At 54.5% G+C, this 17,328-nt stretch carries 17 protein-coding genes; 14 read left to right on the forward strand and 3 right to left on the reverse strand.

The features are described from left to right. The first annotated feature begins 14 nt into the window (after positions 1-14). The 7 genes from SAQUA_RS20905 (at position 15) to SAQUA_RS20935 (ending at position 7,202) form a co-directional block, all read left to right on the forward strand. A complete protein-coding gene (locus SAQUA_RS20905; RefSeq protein WP_380679575.1) occupies positions 15-1,445 on the forward strand; it encodes a basic amino acid/polyamine antiporter in 1,431 nt (476 codons plus the stop codon). 62 nt (positions 1,446-1,507) lie between these two features. Then, positions 1,508-1,993 carry an arginine repressor gene (locus tag SAQUA_RS20910; RefSeq protein WP_380679572.1) on the forward strand — a complete coding sequence of 162 codons (486 nt, stop codon included), beginning with the start codon at positions 1,508-1,510 and terminating at the stop codon, positions 1,991-1,993. Positions 1,994-2,216: 223 nt separating this feature from the next. Next, positions 2,217-3,785 (forward strand): ABC transporter substrate-binding protein, encoded by a 1,569-nt coding sequence (locus SAQUA_RS20915; RefSeq protein WP_380679569.1) that lies wholly within the window; start codon positions 2,217-2,219, stop codon positions 3,783-3,785. A gap of 11 nt (positions 3,786-3,796) precedes the next feature. Then, positions 3,797-4,852 (forward strand): ABC transporter permease, encoded by a 1,056-nt coding sequence (locus tag SAQUA_RS20920; protein ID WP_380679566.1) that lies wholly within the window; start codon positions 3,797-3,799, stop codon positions 4,850-4,852. Beyond that, on the forward strand, positions 4,849-5,670 hold the full coding sequence (locus SAQUA_RS20925) for an ABC transporter permease (protein ID WP_380679563.1): 822 nt from the start codon (positions 4,849-4,851) through the stop codon (positions 5,668-5,670). Before SAQUA_RS20920 ends, SAQUA_RS20925 begins: the two co-directional genes overlap by 4 nt. Beyond that, positions 5,663-6,499, forward strand: coding sequence for an ABC transporter ATP-binding protein (locus tag SAQUA_RS20930; protein ID WP_380679560.1), 837 nt, complete (start codon positions 5,663-5,665; stop codon positions 6,497-6,499). Before SAQUA_RS20925 ends, SAQUA_RS20930 begins: the two co-directional genes overlap by 8 nt. After that, a complete protein-coding gene (locus tag SAQUA_RS20935; protein ID WP_380679557.1) occupies positions 6,486-7,202 on the forward strand; it encodes an ABC transporter ATP-binding protein in 717 nt (238 codons plus the stop codon). The genes SAQUA_RS20930 and SAQUA_RS20935 overlap by 14 nt, the downstream gene beginning before the upstream one ends. 18 nt (positions 7,203-7,220) lie before the next feature. On the opposite strand, the gene SAQUA_RS20940 is transcribed toward SAQUA_RS20935, so the two are convergent. Next, on the reverse strand, positions 7,221-7,415 hold the full coding sequence (locus SAQUA_RS20940) for a hypothetical protein (protein WP_380679554.1): 195 nt from the start codon (positions 7,413-7,415) through the stop codon (positions 7,221-7,223). Between the two features lie 94 nt (positions 7,416-7,509). Between SAQUA_RS20940 and pyrB the strand changes: the two genes are divergently transcribed. From pyrB to ridA, 3 genes are all read left to right on the forward strand, one after another. Further along, a complete protein-coding gene (gene pyrB, locus SAQUA_RS20945) occupies positions 7,510-8,445 on the forward strand; it encodes an aspartate carbamoyltransferase (RefSeq protein ID WP_380679551.1) in 936 nt (311 codons plus the stop codon). A gap of 12 nt (positions 8,446-8,457) precedes the next feature. Then, positions 8,458-8,922, forward strand: a complete 465-nt coding sequence (pyrI, locus tag SAQUA_RS20950; RefSeq protein ID WP_380679548.1) for an aspartate carbamoyltransferase regulatory subunit — start codon at positions 8,458-8,460, stop codon at positions 8,920-8,922. A 93-nt stretch (positions 8,923-9,015) separates the two neighbouring features. Beyond that, entirely contained in the window at positions 9,016-9,402 is a 387-nt protein-coding gene (ridA, locus tag SAQUA_RS20955; protein ID WP_380679545.1) for a 2-iminobutanoate/2-iminopropanoate deaminase, read from the forward strand. Positions 9,403-9,541: 139 nt separating this feature from the next. Here the strand turns inward: ridA and SAQUA_RS20960 are convergent, their stop codons facing one another. Beyond that, positions 9,542-9,715 (reverse strand): type II toxin-antitoxin system CcdA family antitoxin, encoded by a 174-nt coding sequence (locus SAQUA_RS20960; protein ID WP_380679542.1) that lies wholly within the window; start codon positions 9,713-9,715, stop codon positions 9,542-9,544. A gap of 113 nt (positions 9,716-9,828) precedes the next feature. After that, entirely contained in the window at positions 9,829-12,537 is a 2,709-nt protein-coding gene (gene mgtA, locus SAQUA_RS20965; protein WP_380679539.1) for a magnesium-translocating P-type ATPase, read from the reverse strand. 40 nt (positions 12,538-12,577) lie between these two features. Between mgtA and SAQUA_RS20970 the strand changes: the two genes are divergently transcribed. From SAQUA_RS20970 to treC, 4 genes are all read left to right on the forward strand, one after another. After that, the gene (locus SAQUA_RS20970) at positions 12,578-12,748 is read left to right on the forward strand and encodes a hypothetical protein (protein WP_380679536.1); all 171 of its coding nucleotides are present in this window, start codon (positions 12,578-12,580) and stop codon (positions 12,746-12,748) included. Positions 12,749-12,945: 197 nt separating this feature from the next. Continuing rightward, positions 12,946-13,893 (forward strand): trehalose operon repressor TreR, encoded by a 948-nt coding sequence (gene treR, locus SAQUA_RS20975; RefSeq protein ID WP_380679533.1) that lies wholly within the window; start codon positions 12,946-12,948, stop codon positions 13,891-13,893. Between the two features lie 135 nt (positions 13,894-14,028). Then, positions 14,029-15,444 (forward strand): PTS trehalose transporter subunit IIBC, encoded by a 1,416-nt coding sequence (gene treB / locus SAQUA_RS20980; RefSeq protein ID WP_380679530.1) that lies wholly within the window; start codon positions 14,029-14,031, stop codon positions 15,442-15,444. A gap of 48 nt (positions 15,445-15,492) precedes the next feature. Further along, entirely contained in the window at positions 15,493-17,157 is a 1,665-nt protein-coding gene (gene treC / locus SAQUA_RS20985; protein ID WP_380679527.1) for an alpha,alpha-phosphotrehalase, read from the forward strand. Positions 17,158-17,328 lie beyond the last annotated feature (171 nt).

Below are 17,328 nucleotides of genomic sequence, written 5' to 3' on the forward strand. Positions count from 1 at the left end.
TAGGAGGAATCATTATGTCTGAAAAAAAACTGGGCCTGGTCGCCCTGATCGCATTAGTGATCGGTTCCATGGTCGGCGGTGGCGTATTCAGCCTGCCGCAAAACTTCGGTTCAGTAGCCTCACCAGGGGCACTGTTGATTGGTTGGGTGATCACTGCCATCGGGATGATTTGCCTGGCACTTATCTACCAAAACCTCAGTGCCCGTTGCCCGCAACTGGAAGGCGGCATCTATAGCTACGCACGCGCCGGGTTTGGTGACTTCATTGGCTTTCAATCTGCCTGGGGTTACTGGTTTTCGGCATGGTTGGGGAATGTTTCTTATGCCGTTCTGCTATTCAGCGCCCTGAGCTTTTTCTTCCCGGTATTTGGCTTGGGTAACAACTGGGAGTCGATCCTTGGCGCTTCAATTGTGTTGTGGCTGGTACATTCACTGGTGCTGAACGGCGTACAGGAAGCCGCCTTTATCAATACCGTATTAACGGTGATAAAAGTGCTGGTCTTGCTGGTGTTCGTGGTCGCCGTTTTGATTGCTTTCCGCATCGGGATTTTTACCGCTGATTTCTGGGGCCGCATGATGGTGATCGACGGCCAGCATCCGGCGCTGTTTGAACAGGTCAAAAGTACCATGCTGATAACCACTTGGGTGTTTATCGGTATCGAAGGGGCGACAGTGGTGTCAGCCCGCGCCGCCAAACGGGCAGACATTGGTAAAGCTACGGTGATTGGCCTGCTCGGCTGCCTGGTGATTTACATTCTGGTCAGCGTGTTGTCGATGGGCGTGCTCGATCAGGCCAGCCTCGGTAACTTGAAAAATCCATCAATGGCAGGCGTACTGGAGTCTATTGTGGGCGTTTGGGGGGCGCGTTTCGTGGCCGCCGGGGTGATCCTTTCCCTTGCTGGAGCCCTGTTAGCCTGGACACTGTTTGCCGCCGAGTTACCCTTTGTCGCCGCCAAAGACGGCATGTTCCCCAGGATATTTATCAAAGTGAACGCCAAAGGCTCACCTGCGGTTTCACTGTGGATCACCAATGGCCTGATCCAGCTGTTCCTGCTGCTTACGCTGTTCTATAGCGCCGGTTATCAAGCCCTGTTTTCAATGGCAACCGCCGCCATTCTTCCCCCCTATCTACTCAGTGCCGCCTACGGACTTAAACTGGCTATTACTGGCGAAAGCTATCAGCGGGGAGAAGGGCGTACCCGTGATCTGATCCTCGGGCTGATCGGCACGATTTATGGCTTATGGCTGTGCTTCGCTGCGGGTAACCAGATGCTGCTAGCCTCGCTACTGTTTGTTCTTGGGCTGATTGTCTTCCTATGGCATCAGAAAACACAGCAGGTCAAACGGTTGATGAACGGCTACGAAGCGCTTGTCGCGGTGATCATCGTCATTATTGCCATTTATACCCTTTACATGATCGCAACGGGGCACATCAAGCTTGGTTGATTAACTTCGTGTTTATTTACATGGCGTTAGAGTAAGTTTTTGGTATAAATCGAGACAGGAAAATGGCAAAGAAACCCACATCAAGCTGTGGCAAAGAACAGCTCAAACTGGCACTGTGCCGTAACCTGATTTTAACCCAGCGTTATTCATCGCAAGAGGAACTGCGCCATGAAATGTCCCGTGCCGGTTACAAAGGCATTAGCCAATCCACCATTTCGCGGTTGCTGAAAACGCTCGGGGTAATGAAAATCCAGAATGCCAAAGGGAAAAAGGTCTATTCCCTGAATGCCTTCCATCACCCAGTCCCGGATATTAATAAGCCCTTAACCTCCATGGTACTCAGCGTGGAACACAATGAGAAATTTGTTCTCATCCATATGAATTCCGGCTATGCCAAGGCCATGGCGCGGATTATCGATCTCTGTGCCTGGCCAGCAGTATTGGGCGCTATCGCTACCAGCAATGTAGTTTGGGTGGCACCGAGCGACACACATAGCACCGTTCAATTGCATAAAAGGCTGTTAGCCATGCTGGAACTCGAAGGTTAAGCATCATCATCAGACAAGCCCCTTCAACATGAAGGGGATTTCCTGGCACAGCTCCCCCGGTAATATTTTATAGTACTTTTTGCTATATAAAATAACACATTAGCCTTGCCTGCTTTTTACGAACGTTCTACCGTGGCACTCCTGCGGCGGAAATGCCGTAAAAAATCAACGATAACAGCCTCTTCTCCGTTCTGGTCTACCGGTACATTTAAGGGAAATGTCTATGAAAGCCAAAGTCTTGCCGTTGTTGGTACTTGCCGCACTCTCCTCAGCCACATTTGCTGCCACACCGCCCGGTACGCTGGTGATCGCTCAATCACTGGACGATATCGTCAGCCTAGACCCGGCTGAAGCCAATGAGCTCTCCAGCATCCAGACCGTGCCCAGCCTGTACCAGCGTCTGGTACAGGCTGATCGTGATAACCCGGCCAAGGTGATCCCGGTGCTGGCTGAAAGCTGGCAGGATGATGCCGCAGCCAAGACCCTGAAGATAAAACTGCGTCCCCAGGCCACCTTCTCTTCCGGTAACCCGTTGACCGCGGACGATGTGATCTTCTCTTACACTCGTGCGGTAAAAATGAACAAGTCACCCGCATTTATCCTCAACGTGCTTGGCTGGCAGCCAGACAATGTCGAGCAGCAACTGAAGAAGATCGACGATCACACCGTGCAACTGAGTTGGACGGCAGACGTTAGCCCGTCAGTCGCCTTGAATATTCTCTCCACACCGATTGCCTCCATCGTCGACAGCAAAGCCGTGCAACCCCATGTGAAGGATGCCGACTTCGGCAACGCCTGGCTGAAAATGCACTCAGCCGGCAGCGGTGCGTTCAAAATGCGGGTATATCAACCGCATCAGGCAATCGTGCTGGATGCCAACCCGACATCGCCCGGCGGTAAACCTCTGCTCAACAACATCATTATCAAAAACGTTCCCGATCCCAGTGCCCGCCGCCTGCTGATCCAACAAGGCGATGCCGACGTGGCGCGTGAACTCGGCCCAGACCAGACTGCAGCACTGAAAGACCGGCCCGGTGTGAAAGTGTTGGAGATCCCCTCCGCCGAGCAGAACTATCTGGTATTCAATACCGCTAATAGCGCCAACCCACTGTTGAAAAACCCGGCATTCTGGCAGGCCGCGCGTTATCTGGTGGATTATCAGGGCATCACCAAAGACCTGCTGAAGGGGCAATATTTTGTCCATCAAAGCTTCCTGCCTGTTGGTCTGCCGGGGGCGTTGCAAGAGACACCGTTCAGTTTCGATCCGGCCAAGGCCAAGGCGATCCTGGAAAAAGCAGGGATCACCCATGCCCGTCTGACGCTGGATGTGGAAAACAAACCCCCATTTATTACCATCGCCCAGTCATTGCAGGCCAGCTTTGCCCAAGGGGGAGTGCAACTTGACCTGCTGCCTGCCGCGGGTAGCCAGGTCTATGCGCGCGTTCGTGCCAAACAGCATCAGGCGGCAATACGCTTGTGGATCCCGGATTACTTTGACGCGCATTCCAATGCCAGCGCCTTCGCCTATAACGACGGCAAAGGCAGTACGGTCGCCGGGCTGAACGGTTGGCAGATCCCTGAATTGAACAAGCAAACGCTGGCCGCAGTGGCAGAAGCCGATCCCACCAAACGCAGCGCAATGTATACCGCCATGCAGCAGGAGCTACAGCGTAGTTCGCCCTACGTGTTTATCGATCAGGCCAAAACGCAGGTAGTCCTGCGCGATAATGTAAAAGGCTATCAACAGGGCCTGAATGCGGATATGGTCTATTACGATCGCGTTAGCAAATAGTCAGGATTGTCATGTCGGTAGCAATCAAATCCACGCCGGGAGCTACTTCCCGGCGTCTTCTTGGGAAATTGGCGCAGGGCCTGCTCACGCTGATGCTGACCCTGCTTGGCCTATTGTTAATCACCTTCCTGCTGTCAGCACTTTCACCGGTAGATCGCGTACTGCAGATCGTCGGCGATCATGCCAGCGCCGCCACCTATGAGCAGGTAAAACATCAGCTTGGGTTAGATCGTTCTTTACCGGTGCAGTTCTGGCACTATCTGGAACGTTTGGCACACGGCGATCTCGGCATCGCCAGCGCCACTGGGGCACCCGTGTTGCAAGATTTGCGTCATGCTTTCCCTGCCACGTTGGAACTCGCCACGCTGTCGTTGATTATCGGTGCCACGCTCGGCGTGCTGCTCGGCGTACTCTGCGCACGCTTCGTTGGCAGCAAGCTCGATGTCGCCGTACGCCTGATAACGCTGCTCGGTAACTCGGTACCCATTTTCTGGCTGGGGCTGCTGCTGCTGTTACTGTTCTACGCCAAACTGCAATGGAGCGCCGGGCCGGGGCGGCTGGATGATATTTACCAATACAGCGTCGAGGCCAAAACCGGCTTCGCGCTGATCGACACCTGGCTTTCCGGTGATATGGGGGCGGTGCGCAACGCGCTGGCCCACCTGGTGTTACCGGTCTGCCTGTTGGCCTACTATTCGTTGGCCAGTATTACCCGGCTGACGCGTTCTGCCTGCCTGAGTGAATTGAACAAAGAATACGTGACGCTGGCCCGTGCCAAAGGAGCCAGTGAGATGCGCATCCTGTTCCGTCATGTACTACCCAATATCGGTGGTACCTTGCTGACGGTGATCGCCCTCGCCTACACCAGCATGCTGGAGGGCGCGGTGCTGACCGAAACGGTATTCTCCTGGCCGGGTATTGGCCGTTACCTGACCACTGCGCTGTTTGCCGGTGATACCACGGCCATCATGGGCGGTACACTATTGATTGGCGTCTGCTTTGTCATCATCAACAATCTCACCGACCTGCTGGTGCGGTTGATCGACCCGAGGGCGCGGCTTTCATGACGATGACATTACTCAAACGTTCTCCTTCCACCACCTGCGGAGCGACCATCCTGCTGTTGCTGGTGCTGATTGCTCTGTTCGCTCCCTGGTTGGCACCGGTCGATCCCAACTGGCAGAACGCTGCCAGCCGCCTGCTGCCGCCGGGTGCAGGCCACTGGCTTGGCACCGACAGTTATGGCCGCGACGTACTTTCCCGCCTGATCTACGGCACCCGGCCAACGCTGGGGCTGGTACTGCTGGTCACCGTGATCACCTTGCCGCTGGGTCTGGCGGTGGGTGTGCTTTCCGGCTACTACGGCGGCTGGTTGGAACGCGTGCTAATGCGCTTTACCGATGTGATCATGTCGATGCCAAGGCTGATCCTGGCCTTTGCCTTTGTGGCAATGTTAGGGCCGGGGCTGGTTAATGGCGCACTGGCGCTGGCGCTGACGACCTGGCCCGCATACGCTCGCCAGGCAAGGGCCGAAATCCAACTACTACGTAAAAGCGACTATCTGGCAGCCGCCGAGATGCTGGGTATCCGGGGACCGCGCCTGTTGTGGGGCCATATTCTGCCCATGTGTCTGCCCTCTGCCGTAGTGCGTCTGGCACTGGATCTGGCTGGGATCATTCTGGCCGCCGCCGGGCTGGGATTCCTTGGCCTGGGAGCTCGGCCTCCGATGGCAGAATGGGGATCGATGGTAGCGGACGGCATGCAAGTGATCTTCGATCAGTGGTGGATCGCCGCGATACCCGGCTGTGCGATCCTGATCAGCAGCCTGGCATTCAATCTGCTGGGCGACGGCCTGCGAGACTTATTGGATCCGCATCATGACTGAACCATTATTGGCAGTACGTAATCTCAACATCGCGTTTAACGGCCACACCGTGGTGGATAACCTTTCGCTGTTTATTGGCCGTGAAAAGGTAGCTCTGGTGGGCGAGTCCGGTTCGGGCAAATCAATGACCGCACGCGCTCTGATGGGGCTGGTACGCAAACCGGGTATAGTGACCGCTGATACGCTGCGTTACCGCCAGACAGACCTGCTGACGCTCAAACCACGCCAGTGGAATGAAGTGCGCGGCGCAGAAATCGCCATGGTATTGCAAGACCCACGCTATGCGTTAAACCCGGTACGCAGTATTGGTAAACAGATCGAGGAATCCCTGACGCTACATAACGCACTGACCCGTGCCGATAGCCATGAGCGGGTGCTGAATGCGCTGGCAGCGGTTGGTTTACCGGAGAGTGCTTATCACAGTTACCCCGGCCAGCTCTCTGGCGGTATGGGCCAGCGCGCCATGTTGGCTATTGCACTGGTCAACGATCCGCAGTTGCTGATCGCCGATGAACCCACTTCGGCACTGGATGCCCGCCTGCGTAAGCAGATCCTCGATCTGATCGTCACGCAGACCACGCGACGTAACATGGGCCTTTTGTTGATCAGCCACGATCTGCCATTGGTGGCTGAACGCTGCGATCGGGTACTGGTGATGTATCAAGGCAAGCTGGTGGATCAAGGCGTTGCTGCCGATCTGCCGATGGCAACACATCCCTACACCCGCACCTTATGGGCCTGCCGCCCCAACGCTGCCAGCTATGGTCAGGATTTGCCGGTGTTGGATCGCAGCATCGATTTTACCCGGAGCGAACATGGCGTTGATTGAAATTGACAACCTGCAGGTCAGTTTTCCGCAGGGGCACGGGCATAAAATCGCCGTTGAATCGGTCAGTTTCGCCGTTGAAGCCGAGGAAACCTTCAGCCTGATTGGCGCTTCCGGCTGCGGAAAATCTACCGTGCTGCGCGTGCTGGCCGGTCTGCAACGTGAATGGCGCGGTCAGGTACGGTTGTTTGGTCAGACTATCGAGCCATTGCAGCGCTTTGCCGGCCAGTTGCGTCGCGACGTTCAGATGGTATTTCAAGATCCCTACGCGTCATTGCACCCGCAGCACAAGATTGGGCGAACGCTGGGGGAACCGCTGAAAATTCACGGTGAGAAACAGATCCCGACGCGAGTCCTTGAAGCATTGCAACAGGTGGGGCTCAATGCCGCCATTGCCGAGCGCTACCCCCACCAGCTTTCCGGCGGCCAACGTCAGCGGGTCGCCATCGCCCGTGCTTTGCTGTTGCGCCCTAAGCTGCTGCTGCTGGACGAACCTACCTCAGCGCTGGATATGTCGGTGCAAGCGGAGATCCTCAATCTGCTTAATCGCCTAAAGCGCGAACACGGCATGACCTATCTGTTGGTCAGCCACGATGGCGACGTGATCGCCCACATGTCCGAGCGTGCCGCATTAATGGAAAGTGGCCACATTGTGCGCCATTACAACCGGGCCGATCTGCGGGCGGGAGAGCACATCAGGGAATAGACTTGATGCCGCCAAAGATCAAGACAATCGATTGCGAAATGCAAAAAAGGGCTGTTTTAGCGCTTGCAGTGAAAAAAAGCGCGAGTATAATGCCCGGCAATTTGCCAGGAGAAAACATGAAAAACGACGTTTGTTTTGTTCGCCATATTCGACAAAACCGGCTGCCCATCGGCGGCAAATTGCCGTTGTTTCTCCTGTTGCATTGCTATTCATTTTAAGCCCCTCATTGAGGGGCTTTTTTTTGTCTGCAGAATTGCTACTAAATCGAGAGCCCCGCGCCAAGGGCACCGAGTCGAGGAGAGTGAACATGGCCAACCCGCTATATCGTAAAAACATCATCTCTATTAACGATCTCAGCCGTGACGATCTGGAATTAGTGCTGCGCACCGCCGCCAGCCTGAAGGCTAACCCGCAGCCTGAACTGCTTAAACACAAGGTGATCGCCAGTTGCTTCTTTGAAGCTTCCACGCGTACCCGCCTCTCGTTTGAGACCGCCATTCAGCGATTGGGGGCTTCGGTGGTGGGGTTTTCCGACAGCAGCAACACCTCACTCGGTAAAAAAGGGGAAACGTTGGCAGACACCATCTCGGTGATCAGCACCTACGTTGATGCTATCGTGGTGCGCCATCCTCAGGAAGGGGCTTCGCGCCTGGCTGCCGAATTCGCCAGCGGCGTGCCGGTATTCAACGCCGGTGACGGTTCCAATCAGCACCCGACGCAAACGCTGTTGGATCTGTTCACTATTCAGGAAACACAGGGTCGCCTGAGCAATATCAATATCGCCATGGTGGGTGACCTGAAATATGGTCGTACCGTGCATTCACTTACCCAGGCACTGGCAAAATATGAAGGTAACCACTTCTTCTTTATCGCGCCTGACGCCCTGGCAATGCCGAGCTATATCCTCAAGATGCTGGAAGAGAAAGGCATCTCTTATAGCCGCCACAGCAGCATTGAAGAAGTTGTCCCAGAGTTGGATATTCTCTACATGACTCGGGTACAGAAAGAACGTCTGGATCCTTCGGAATACGCCAACGTGAAGGCACAGTTCGTACTACGCGCCCCCGATCTGGCCGGTGCCCGCGACAACTTGAAAGTGCTGCACCCGCTGCCACGCATTGATGAAATCGCCATTGAAGTGGACAAAACACCGTACGCTCACTATTTCCAACAGGCGGGCAACGGTATTTTCGCCCGTCAGGCACTGTTGGCGCTGGTATTAAACGCAGATTTGGATCTTTAAGGGGGAACCGTCATGACTCACGATAACAAACTCCAGGTTGAAGCGATCAAGTGCGGCACAGTGATCGACCATATTCCGGCACAGATCGGTTTCAAGCTGCTGTCACTCTTCAAACTGACCGCCACCGATCAGCGTATCACCATCGGTTTGAACCTGCCTTCCAAAGAGCTTGGGCGCAAGGATCTGATCAAGATCGAGAACACTTTCCTGACCGAACAACAAGCAAACCAGTTAGCGATGTACGCCCCAAAAGCCACGGTGAACCGCATCGATAACTATGAAGTGGTGCGCAAGCTGACCCTCAGCCTGCCTGATCGTATCGACAGCGTGCTGACCTGCCCGAATACTAACTGCATTAGCCGCAGTGAGCCTGTAAACTCGAGCTTCAGCGTCAAATCCCACGCGGGTGAAGTGCACCTGAAGTGCCGTTACTGCGAAAAAGAGTTCGAGCATCAGGTAGTGCTACAAACAGACTAAGATCGTCCATTTTACCGGGAATGGCGCTGTTAATCTGGCTGTCATTCTCTATAATGGCGTTTCTTACTCAACCACGGAATATCAGGAGAACAAATGTCACGTAATATCAGCACTGAATTAGCGCCAGCCGCCATTGGTCCTTACGTGCAGGGCGTTGACCTGGGCAGCATGATCATCACTTCCGGCCAGATCCCGGTCGATCCAAAAACCGGCGCCGTTGCCGATGACGTTTCAGCTCAGGCTCGCCAGTCACTGGAAAACGTCAAAGCCATCGTTGAAGCCGCAGGCCTGAAAGTGGCAGATATCGTTAAAACTACCGTTTTCGTGAAAGATCTGAACGATTTCGCTACCGTTAACGCCACTTATGAAGCCTTCTTCAACGAGCATAATGCACCATTCCCGGCTCGTTCCTGTGTTGAAGTTGCTCGCCTGCCAAAAGACGTGAAAATCGAGATCGAAGCTATCGCGGTTCGCCGTTAATCCGCTGTGATATCTGATACGGCCAGCGGCTGCTGGCCTTTCTTACAGCCCTTCTTTCCTCTCACCTAGACCGAACAAACTGCTATTGACGCTTTTACAATAGGATTATCCCCGCATAGCTGAACGGTAAATTACATCTCTAAAACGTCCTGTATTCATCACTGAAGCAACCCTTTTGATCATGGAAGCGATTTAACGCTTCGATAGCTTCCCTATTTTCTTCCTGCCATTTTCTCGTTTTATGATGACGAGGTTCGGTATCTAGGACAGCAGTTAGCGTGGCGCTTTGTGTATTGCGCTGTTTTGCTGTCATGTGCCACTCCTCCTATGATGATGCGTCGTGTAAGTTAAATGGGGCTGTGCGGGTGAAATCGCAGGCTATAAAACTGAGTGAGTACTCTGGCCCGGTCTGACAACCATTAACTATTACTGCCAGCCGTAACGGCGCACGAACCAGCCTTTCACACACTGGGTCAGCACCATATACCCCGCCAGGATCACCACCAGCCATGGGAAATAACCGAGCGGTAACGCCTGCAACTGCAGGAACCCGGCCAGCGGCGAGAAGGTCAGGCCGATACCGGTGGCGATCACCGCCAGCGTCATGATGCACAGCGGCCAGGACGGGCGGCTCTGGATAAAGGGTATTTTACGCGTGCGGATCATATGGACGATCAGCGTCTGCGACAGCAACCCTTCAACAAACCAGCCAGACTGGAATAGCGTCTGCATTTCTGGCGTGTTGGCCTTAAACACATACCACATCAGGCAGAAGGTCAGCACATCAAAGATGGAGCTTATCGGCCCGAAAAACACCATAAAACGCCCTAAATCGACAGAGTTCCAGCGCTGTGGCTTGGCGATCTGATCGTCATCGACGTTATCGAACGGGATAGCGATTTGTGAAATATCGTACATCAGGTTCTGGATCAGCAGGTGCAAAGGCAACATCGGCAGGAAGGGTAAAAAGGCGCTGGCAATCAGCACGCTGAATACGTTACCAAAGTTGGAACTGGCGGTCATCTTGATGTATTTGAGCATATTGGCAAAGGTACGGCGGCCCTCTATCACCCCCTGCTCCAGCACCATCAGGCTTTTTTCCAACAGGATAATGTCTGCCGCTTCTTTGGCGATATCCACAGCCGAGTCTACCGAAATGCCAATATCCGCCGCACGCAGTGCCGGGGCATCGTTAATCCCGTCCCCCATAAAGCCCACCACATGACCCTGCTTGCGCAGCACCTGGACGATACGCTCCTTGTGCAATGGCGTGAGCTTGGCAAATACCGTGGTACGTGCCGCCGCCTGTGCCAGCGCGATGTCATCCATCAGTTCGATCTCACTGCCGAGCAGCACGGAGTCCGTAGCCAACCCCACATCCTTACAGACCTTGGCCGCCACCAGATCGTTGTCACCGGTGAGGATCTTGACGGTCACGCCATTGCGTTTCAACGCCGCCAGTGCCGGAGCCGTACTCTCTTTAGGGGGATCGAGGAAAGCAATATACCCTTCGAGGATCAGATCAGACTCATCCACCACGCCATAATCATGCTGTTGTGCAGGCAGGATTTTGCTGGCCACTGCCACCACGCGCAACCCTTGCTGGTTGAGATCGTCGGTAATGCGGCGAATACGGGCAAGCATGGCTTCGCTAAGCGGGATCGCTTGCTCTTCCTGCCGCACATGGCTGCAGATCCCCAGCATTTCCTCCAGCGCCCCTTTGCAGATCAGTTCGTGATACTCCGCGTCTTTCGCCACCACCACCGACATACGGCGGCGCTCAAAATCGAACGGGATCTCATCCACTTTCTGGTAATGCTCGAGCACGCCCGGTTGCCTGCTTTCATTAGCACAGTTGAGTACCGCCACGTCCAGCAGGTTTTTCAGCCCGGTCTGGTAGAAGCTGTTCAGCCAGGCATAGCGCAGCACGCGTTCGCTGTTAGCACCAAACACATCGGTATGGCGTTCCAGGACGATCTTGTCCTGAGTCAGGGTACCAGTCTTATCGGTACACAGAATGTCCATCGCGCCAAAGTTCTGAATCGCATCCAGACGCTTGACGATCACTTTCTGACGCGACAGTTTGACCGCCCCTTTCGCCAGCGTTGAGGTGACAATCATCGGCAACATTTCCGGCGTCAGCCCAACGGCAACCGAAAGCGCAAACAGGGCTGCCTCCCACCAGTCGCCCTTGGTATAGCCATTGATCAATAACACGATTGGCGTCATCACCAGCATGAAACGGATCAGTAGCCAACTGACTTTACTGATCCCCTTCTGGAAGGCGTTCGGTTGCTCATCCTGACTGGTGACACGCAGAGCCAGTTGACCGAAGTAGGTGTCGCCACCGGTGCCAATCACCATTGCCAGCGCAGTGCCACTGACCACGTTGGTGCCCATAAAACACAGATTCTGGCATTCCAGTGGATCGCTTACCCGGCTTTGCGGTTGAGCCACTTTTTCTACCGGCAGTGATTCACCGGTCAGTGCCGCCTGGCTGATAAAGAGATCTTTGGCAGACAGCAGGCGTAAGTCCGCCGGGATCATATCCCCTGCGGCCAGCTTAATGATGTCGCCAGGCACTAATTGGGAGATGGGCAGTTCAATGTGTTCACTTTTACCGGTCAGCGCGTCGCTACGGATCACCGTCGCGGTATTGCTGACCATCGCTTTTAACGCATCGGCAGCCTTGTTGGAACGAGCTTCCTGAATGAAATGCAATAATGTAGAGATCAAGACCATCAGTGCAATCACCAGCGCACCGGTCAGATCTTCAGTGGCATAGGAAACCATCCCCAGCACGGTAAGCAACAGGTTGAACGGATTACGATAGCAGTGCCACAGATGACGCCACCAGGTTTCAGCCTGCTGGTTTTCAATCACGTTGGCGCCGAACCGGCTGCGTGCGGTTTCCGCTTCATGTTCGGTGATCCCTTCCGGGTAACTGCCAAAGCGCTCATAGAGTTGCGTCGAGCTGGCTGCTGCACACTCCAACCGCTGTTTTGCCAGACCGGCAGGCAGCTCATGCGCCACGCCGCTGAGGTTTTCTGACAGGGTATCGCGCCGTACCAGACGACGTGGCAAATTGCGGCTAAGCAAGCCAAGCAAATGACGGGGGATATTTTTTAGTTTCATTGTTCACGCCTCGTCGCCCAATGCCTCACGGCGATGGGGAATGGCGGATCGGCAGGCAGAGATGATTTCAGGCATGCTCAAATCATCAGCCAGGGCGGATCCTTTTATTTTCAATCAAAACAGGGCGAACGAAGTTCACACGCCACTGTTTACCGTTTATTTAGCCGGTAAAACAGCAACGCCAAGCGGAGAGGTTTTACCAGAGAGCTGAATGGAAATTATCGCTGCCAGGATCAGGATCCATTTAAGGTATTAACCTCCGGTAAGAAAAAGTGGGAACAACAGGTGCGGCCATTTCGTTTTGTAGCACGATAGCCACTTTGCACCGAGATCCACGCGGTAAATTGCGCTATTGTGGTGAGTATCGTTCGTAAGTTTAAGCCCATTAACCTCAACGAAAAGTAAACCATGCAAAACCGGCTGACAATCAAGGATATCGCCCGCCTGAGTGGCGTAGGTAAATCTACCGTATCGCGCGTAATGAATAATGAGAGTGGCGTAAGCCCGCAAACCCGTGAACGGGTGGAAGCGGTGATCCGCAGCCAGGGGTTTACCCCATCAAAATCCGCGCGCGCCATGCGTGGCCAGAGTGACAGAGTGGTGGCGATTATCGTTTCGCGTCTGGATTCCCCTTCGGAAAACCAGGCCGTGCGCACCATGCTGCCGCTGTTGTACCAGCAGGGTTTTGATCCGATCGTGATGGAAAGCCAGTTTGAAACCCGGCTGGTACAGGAGCACTTGCATATGCTGCAACAGCGCCATGTGGACGGTGTGATCCTGTTCGGTTTTACCGGCCTGAGCGCCGCCATGCTCACCCCGTGGCAGGAAAAAATGGTGGTGGTCGCCCGCGAATATCCAGGCGTTTCTTCGGTCTGTTATGACGATGAGGGGGCGGTGAAACTGCTGATGCAGCGCCTGCGCCAGCAAGGGCATACTCATATCAGCTACCTGGGGGTACAGGAGGCTGATGCCACCACCGGGATGCGTCGCCACCAGGCTTATCTGGATACCTGCCGCGAACAGAACATTACGCCAGTTGCCGCACTGGGAGAACTGAGTTACCAGAGTGGTTTCCAGCTTGCAGCCAGCGTGATTGAGCCACATACCACCGCGCTGGTATGTGCTTCCGATACCATCGCCCTGGGTGCAATGAAATACCTTCAGCAACAGCACATTGCGCCGCTACAGGTTTGCGCCATCGGTAATACACCAATGCTCAACTTCCTGTTCCCAGAGACATTCTCAGTGGAACTGGGTTATGGCACAGCGGGGCAACAGGCAGCACAGCAGTTGCTCGACCAGTTAAGTGGTGAACAGGGCGTGCGTCAGATCATCATCCCCAGCAAACTCGCCTGATGAAATAAGGTCATTAATTGCTCATTCTGTGATCCTTGCCGCGAATTGGGAACGTTCCCATTTCATTAAAACAGGCGAATGGCTAAGCTTCGCACATCCACACCTCTGCGCCTCACTGATAAAAAGGGTTCCATAATGAGCAAAGTTCAGCAGCAGGATATCGACCGCCTGATTGTACTGGTGGGTGGCCGCGAGAACATCGCTACCGTCAGCCACTGTCTTACACGCCTGCGTTTCGTGCTTAACGATCCCGCCAAGGCAAAACCCAAAGAGATTGAAGAACTACGGATGGTTAAAGGCTGCTTCACCAATGCCGGGCAGTTCCAGGTAGTGATCGGTACCGATGTAGGCGATTACTATCAGCTACTGATCAAGACCGCCAGCATCAACGAAGCCGATAAAGAGCAGGCCAAGCTGGCCGCACGCCAGAACATGACCTGGTTCGAACGCAGCATCTCCCACTTTGCCGAAATCTTCTTTCCGCTACTGCCTGCGCTGATCAGCGGCGGTTTGATCTTGGGCTTCCGCAACGTCATCGGCGATATTCCAATGTCTGGCGGCCAGACGCTGGCCCAGATGCATCCAGCCTGGAAAACCGTTTACGACTTTCTGTGGTTACTCGGTGAAGCCATCTTTATGTTCCTGCCGGTCGCAATCTGCTGGTCAACGGTGAAAAAGATGGGCGGTACGCCGGTGCTTGGTATCGTGATGGGGATCACCCTGGTCTCACCACAGTTAATGAACTCATACCTGCTCGGCCAGCAAGTGCCAGAGGTGTGGAATTTTGGCTGGTTTGCCATTGAGAAAGTTGGCTATCAGGCACAGGTGATCCCGTCGATCCTCGCCGGTATGGCGCTGGGCTGGATCGAAACCCGGTTGAAAAAGATCGTGCCAGATTATCTGTATCTGGTGGTAGTACCCGTTGTTTCTCTGCTGTTGGCGGTGTTCCTGGCACACACGCTGATCGGGCCGTTTGGCCGTATGATCGGTGACGGCGTCGCCTGGGCGGTGAAATGGGTCATGACCGGCAGCTTCGCTCCTATCGGCGCCGCGCTGTTTGGTTTCCTGTATGCGCCGCTGGTGATCACCGGTGTGCATCAGACCACGCTGGCGATTGATATGCAGATGATCCAAAGCATGGGCGGCACCCCGGTCTGGCCGCTGATTGCCCTTTCGAACATCGCTCAGGCCTCGGCGGTATTAGGTATCATCATTGTCAGCCGCAAGGCTAACGAACGGGAAATCTCTGTGCCTGCCGCCATTTCCGCCTACCTCGGCGTAACCGAACCGGCCATGTACGGTATCAACCTCAAATACCGTTTCCCGATGCTGTGCGCCATGATTGGCTCCGCCATCGCCGGTCTGATCTGCGGGCTGACGGGCGTAATGGCCAACGGTATCGGCGTTGGCGGCCTACCGGGCATTCTGTCAATCAAACCGCAGTTCTGGCTGATCTACTCACTGGCAATCCTGGTGGCGGTAGTGATCCCACTGTTGCTGACCATGATGGTTTACAAGCGCAAAGCAAGCCGTGGCGAATTGCCAGTTTAAATACCCTGGGGCCAATACTTGGCACTGTCACGAAAAAAGGTACCAATAATGAGTAACGCAATCCCATGGTGGCAAAACGGTGTCATCTACCAAATCTATCCAAAAAGCTTTCAGGACAGTACCGGCAACGGTTACGGCGATCTGGCCGGTGTCACTCAACGTTTGGACTATTTGCAGGAACTGGGGGTTGATGCCATCTGGCTGACGCCGGTTTACGTCTCGCCGCAGGTGGACAACGGCTACGACGTGGCCGACTACTGTGCTATCGATCCGGCATACGGCACCCTGGCAGACTTTGAACATCTGGTTGCACAGGCCCACCAGCGTAACATTCGTATCGTGATGGATATGGTATTCAATCATACCTCCACCGAACATCCGTGGTTTAAGGCAGCACAACTGCCCGGCAGCCCGCTGCGTCAGTTCTATATCTGGCGTGATGGTACAGGTGATAACCCGCCCAACAATTGGCGTTCCAAATTTGGTGGCAGTGCCTGGCAATGGCATGCCGACAGCGGCCAATACTATCTGCACCTTTTTGCCAACGAGCAGGCCGACCTAAACTGGGAGCATCCGCCGGTACGTGAAGAACTGAAGAAAGTGTGCCAGTTCTGGGCAGACAAAGGCGTAGACGGATTACGCCTTGATGTAATCAATCTGGTCTCCAAACAGCAGACCTTCCCGAACGATGCCCAGGGCGATGGCCGCCGTTTCTATACCGATGGCCCGCGTATTCATGAGTTTTTGCAGGAGATGAGCCGCGAAGTATTCCAGCCACGGGGCCTGATGACCGTGGGTGAAATGTCCTCTACGTCGTTGGAACACTGCCAGCAGTATGCAGCGCAAAGTGGCCAAGAGCTGTCGATGACCTTCAACTTCCACCACCTGAAAGTGGATTATTCCGGCGGGCAAAAATGGACCTTGGCCGCACCGGACTTCGTTGAGCTGAAACAGATTTTCCGACACTGGCAACAAGGCATGCACAACCGCGCCTGGAATGCACTGTTCTGGTGTAACCACGATCAACCGCGCATCGTTTCGCGTTTTGGGGATGAAGGTGAGTTACGCGTTATCGCCGCCAAGATGCTAGCAATGGTGTTACACGGCATGCAGGGCACCCCCTATATCTATCAGGGTGAAGAGATCGGTATGACCAATCCGGGATTCAGCCGTATCGATCAATACCGTGACGTGGAAAGCCTGAACATGTTTGCCGAACTGCGTGCACAAGGCAAGAGTGATGCTGAGCTGCTGGCAATCCTGGCCAGCAAATCACGAGACAATGGCCGCACGCCGATGCAATGGGATACCACCAGCAACGCCGGGTTTACTACCGCCACCCCATGGATCGCCTGTGCAGACAACTACCCGCAGATTAATGCCAATGCGGCACTGGCGGATCGGGATTCTGTTTTTTACGCCTATCGCCAGCTGATCGCCCTGCGCAAACAGTACCCGCTACTGACGCACGGTGACTATCAGGATCTGGCCCCTGAACACCCGGCATTATGGTGTTATCAGCGTAGCTGGAACGGCCAGCGGCTGCTGGTGGTGGCTAACCTGAGCCGTGAACCGCTGGTGTGGGACGCTGGTGGCGTTGAATCTTGCGAACTGTGGCAGCCCTTGATGAGCAGTCATGGTGATGCGATGCTGCAACCGCAAGCCTGTACCCTGCGGCCATTTGAAGCAACCTGGTGGCTGTTGAAGTCTTGACTTAGGCTGTGTTGAAAAATAGGAAGTCCTGCCATTAAACCATGATTTTTGGGCTGGAAACGCTATACCCAACATAATTCGAGTTGCTTGCAGCGGCCCCGAAGGGGCGAGGCCCAACATGGGCCGAGTTACGCAGCCAACAACCAAGCAATTTGAAGTATGAAGGGTATA

Origin of the sequence: Serratia aquatilis (genome assembly GCF_044865145.1) — a bacterium.
GTDB classification, from domain to species: Bacteria; Pseudomonadota; Gammaproteobacteria; order Enterobacterales; family Enterobacteriaceae; genus Chania; species Chania aquatilis.